The sequence below is a fragment of the Cutibacterium sp. LaCa_255 genome (assembly GCF_057458005.1).
On the sequence record NZ_CP190957.1, the window covers coordinates 1 to 3,074 of the forward strand.

Sequence of the window (3,074 nt, forward strand, 5' to 3'; positions counted from 1 at the left end):
GCTGATCCCATGGACGCGGCATGCACAGAGCAGTGGGAACAGATGTGGTTGCCACTGTGGCCGCTCGCCACCGACGATCTAGCCACGGGCATCTACCGCATGAGCCGGTCACGTGCGCTTGGTGTGCGCTACATCGAGGCCAACCCGCAAGCAATTTCCAACTTGCTGGTCGTTGATTGCGACCACGAGGACGCCCTCATGCGCGCCCTGTGGGACCGACGCCAATGGTTGCCCAACGCTGTCGTTGAGAACCCGGCTAACGGCCACGCCCACGCTGTGTGGGCACTCAAAACAGCGATACCCCGCACCGAGTACGCCCACCGCAAGCCCCTGGCCTATGCCGCCGCCGTGACCGAGGGGCTACGCCGGTCTGTCGACGGGGACGCCGGGTACTCAGGGCTCATCACCAAGAACCCCGAGCACCCCGCCTGGGACACCCACTGGATCACCAACCACCTCTACAGCCTCGGTGAACTGGACGCCGGCCTGTCTGACGTGGGTCTCATGCCTCCGCCCTCATGGCGGCGGACCCGCCGGAAAAATCCGGCAGGTCTGGGCCGCAACTGCGCGATCTTCGAGACCGCTCGTGTGTGGGCCTACCAGGAAGCGCGACGCATCCGGCTACGCCACGAACACCCCACCCCCCGAGACGCCGCCGACCTCGGCTACGCGATCGCCGCCCACGTCACCGCCCTCAACGCCGACTACACCGAACCGTTGCCCGACTCCGAAGCCGCGTGCATCGCCCGATCCATCACCGGCTGGATCACCACAGAATCCCGCCTATGGATTCAATCCAGCACAGCCACACAAACCACCTTCCTCACCATCCAAGCCGCACGCGGCCGCAAAGGCGGGGCTACCCGCCGCCGTATTCGTGACAAAAAGCTGGAGAAGCTATGAGCGACTACCGGGTCCCACGCAACGGACGCACCATCCGAGAAGCAGCCGAGATCACCGGGCTGTCACCACGCAGCATCCGACGATGGACATCAATGCCACGCAGCCAATACATCCGCGAGCAAAAACAGCGTAGGGAAGAGATCCGCGCCTACCACGACGACCAAGACCACACATGGCCTGAAACAGCCAGGCACTACGGCACCACGGAATCGAACGTGAAGCAGCTCGCCTACCGTGCCCGCAAGGAACGGGCGAGGGAGGCCGAGGAGGCCGCCAAGGGGCCGACCCTGTTCGACATCGACCTTGACGAGGTGTCATGACATGAGCACTTACGGCGAGCAGAAAAAAGCGTGGGCTCGTGAATGGGCTCGCCTCCGTCGCGAGTACCTGGACGGCAAAGTTCTCGAAGCGGTGGTTCTGCCCTCCGGCGCTGGCGTGCGGTGGGAATGCCCCGTGTGCGGCGCCGTCGGCACCGACGTGACCAACAGCCGACTCGCCACGACCGCCGGACGCAACCACATGCAGACCCACATCAGCGACGACGACCGCGAGGCCCTGGAGGCCCTCAAAGTCACCCACATGCCCGAGGCGCTGCTAACGCCCTATCAACGCGCCCTCCGCGACCAGCTCAAGCGGCAAGGTAGCGAGTGAGAGCTTCCTGAATGATCCCCAGTTCACTGCGTCCCTCAGCATGAGCACGTTCGGCCAGCTGTCTGTTCAACCACACTGGTAGCCCATCAGACACCGCAGGACCCCACGCGCGTTGGGAGGCCGCGATACGTTCACTTGACCATCCTCGCTCGAAGTCGTCAGCAATCGCCTCATCGTGGGCGCTCATGTCTGTGTCTGTCATTGCGGACCTCCCCTCAGATCGCATCGGTGTACCGCTTACGTGCAGGCATCGCATGAAACACGATCACCCTGCCCTCATCCTCCAGCGTATGCGCCCCGATTTCCAACAACCGGCCCGCCTGATCGAAACCCAGCCGAATCACCTTCACCGGATGATCACCTTCAATGAAGTCCGTAAGCCACTGACGCCACGCTGCTTCGATGTCCTCCGCACAACATCCGTGCCGAAACGCCGACGACTTGAACTCAAACTCCACGTGCATCACCCAACCACACGCCACCCACGGTCCTGCGGACTCGTGGATGACGAGACCCGCACATCAACCTTCCTGAGAATCCTTAAGATTCCCTGAATCGAACCTGAGAAACTGGGACACACCTCTTGCATACATGAGCGCCAGCTCGGGGGTTTTCGTCCGGCTGAAATAAACTGGGTCCGTGAGTCAGCAGGTAGCGCCCCAGCAGTGCCCCCGATGCGGCCACCTCATCGAGCCGCATTCGGGCCGAGGTCGTCCCCGAATCTGGTGTTCAAACGAGTGCCGCCGACGCGCCCGAGACGAACGCAGAGCAGCCGAACACGTGTCGGCACCGGTCCGCGTCGTGCGCATCGACTCAGGTCAACAAGCCCGAATTGCGGAACTGACCCGACAACTCACCGAGATGCGACGACAACGAGACGCGGCACTGACTCGCGCTCAGACCGCGGAGAGAAAACTCGCCCGATCCGACCAGGAACGCAACCGACTCGTCAACCAAAACCGGCACTACCGCGAGCAACTACGGGCCATCCCCTCGCGCTACCCCGCCTAAGCTGCCGCGCAACCCTCCGGGCTGCTTGCCCCCTCAGAGCCTCTGTGCGCCCCGCTGAAGCCCGAACAGCACCCGACTCAACGAAGTACCCACGACGACTCCGGGCGTCCGGGAGAGTGCCCCCCAGCGTCCCGGAACGGCCCCGATCACCCCCGGCACAAACTGTGCAAATAGTGCGATGAAATGAGGGGACCCTGAGTGAGCTTGCGAGTGAAGGGGCACCCACGTGGTGGGGTGTCCCCGGCTCGGCAGAGCTGGGGACATCCCCTGGGAAGCTCTGACCGCTGAGCAGTCGTCAACCCGAAGCACGACCCCAGCCTTATGCCTCCCTCATACAACAGAGGCAGCTGGGGAGCCGGGTATGGGGGGAGCTTGAGCGGGGGAAGGCCAGGCGGGGGAGGAAGTCGCTGCGCTCCTGCAGAGAAATCCCCCTGGGGGACCCCCAGACCCCGGAATTATCTGACTTGGTTCGTGGCCTACTATTGACAGTTTATGCCTTTCAGTGCCAT

6 protein-coding genes are annotated in these 3,074 nt (G+C 63.3%); 4 read left to right on the top strand and 2 right to left on the bottom strand.

The features are described from left to right. Nucleotides 1-9: 9 nt before the first annotated feature. From ACP8ML_RS12595 to ACP8ML_RS12605, 3 genes are read left to right on the top strand one after another with little or no spacing between them, the layout of a single operon-like run. Nucleotides 10-903: a replication initiation protein gene (locus ACP8ML_RS12595; protein WP_486703076.1), complete on the top strand. Its 894-nt coding sequence runs from the start codon at nt 10-12 to the stop codon at nt 901-903. After that, nucleotides 900-1,223 carry a helix-turn-helix domain containing protein gene (locus ACP8ML_RS12600; RefSeq protein WP_147318446.1) on the top strand — a complete coding sequence of 108 codons (324 nt, stop codon included), beginning with the start codon at nt 900-902 and terminating at the stop codon, nt 1,221-1,223. The genes ACP8ML_RS12595 and ACP8ML_RS12600 overlap by 4 nt, the downstream gene beginning before the upstream one ends. 1 nt (nt 1,224) lies before the next feature. Then, a complete protein-coding gene (locus ACP8ML_RS12605) occupies nt 1,225-1,554 on the top strand; it encodes a hypothetical protein (protein WP_117189789.1) in 330 nt (109 codons plus the stop codon). Here ACP8ML_RS12605 and ACP8ML_RS12610 read toward each other — a convergent pair. Both ACP8ML_RS12610 and ACP8ML_RS12615 read right to left on the bottom strand, forming a co-directional pair. Next, on the bottom strand, nt 1,532-1,756 hold the full coding sequence (locus tag ACP8ML_RS12610) for a hypothetical protein (RefSeq protein WP_253255529.1): 225 nt from the start codon (nt 1,754-1,756) through the stop codon (nt 1,532-1,534). The two genes, ACP8ML_RS12605 and ACP8ML_RS12610, sit on opposite strands and share 23 nt — an antisense overlap. A 13-nt stretch (nt 1,757-1,769) precedes the next feature. After that, nucleotides 1,770-2,012, bottom strand: coding sequence for a toxin (locus ACP8ML_RS12615; protein ID WP_147318445.1), 243 nt, complete (start codon nt 2,010-2,012; stop codon nt 1,770-1,772). 373 nt (nt 2,013-2,385) lie between these two features. Here ACP8ML_RS12615 and ACP8ML_RS12620 point away from each other — a divergent pair, with 373 nt between their 5' ends. Further along, nucleotides 2,386-2,565 carry a hypothetical protein gene (locus tag ACP8ML_RS12620; protein ID WP_486703077.1) on the top strand — a complete coding sequence of 60 codons (180 nt, stop codon included), beginning with the start codon at nt 2,386-2,388 and terminating at the stop codon, nt 2,563-2,565. Nucleotides 2,566-3,074 lie beyond the last annotated feature (509 nt).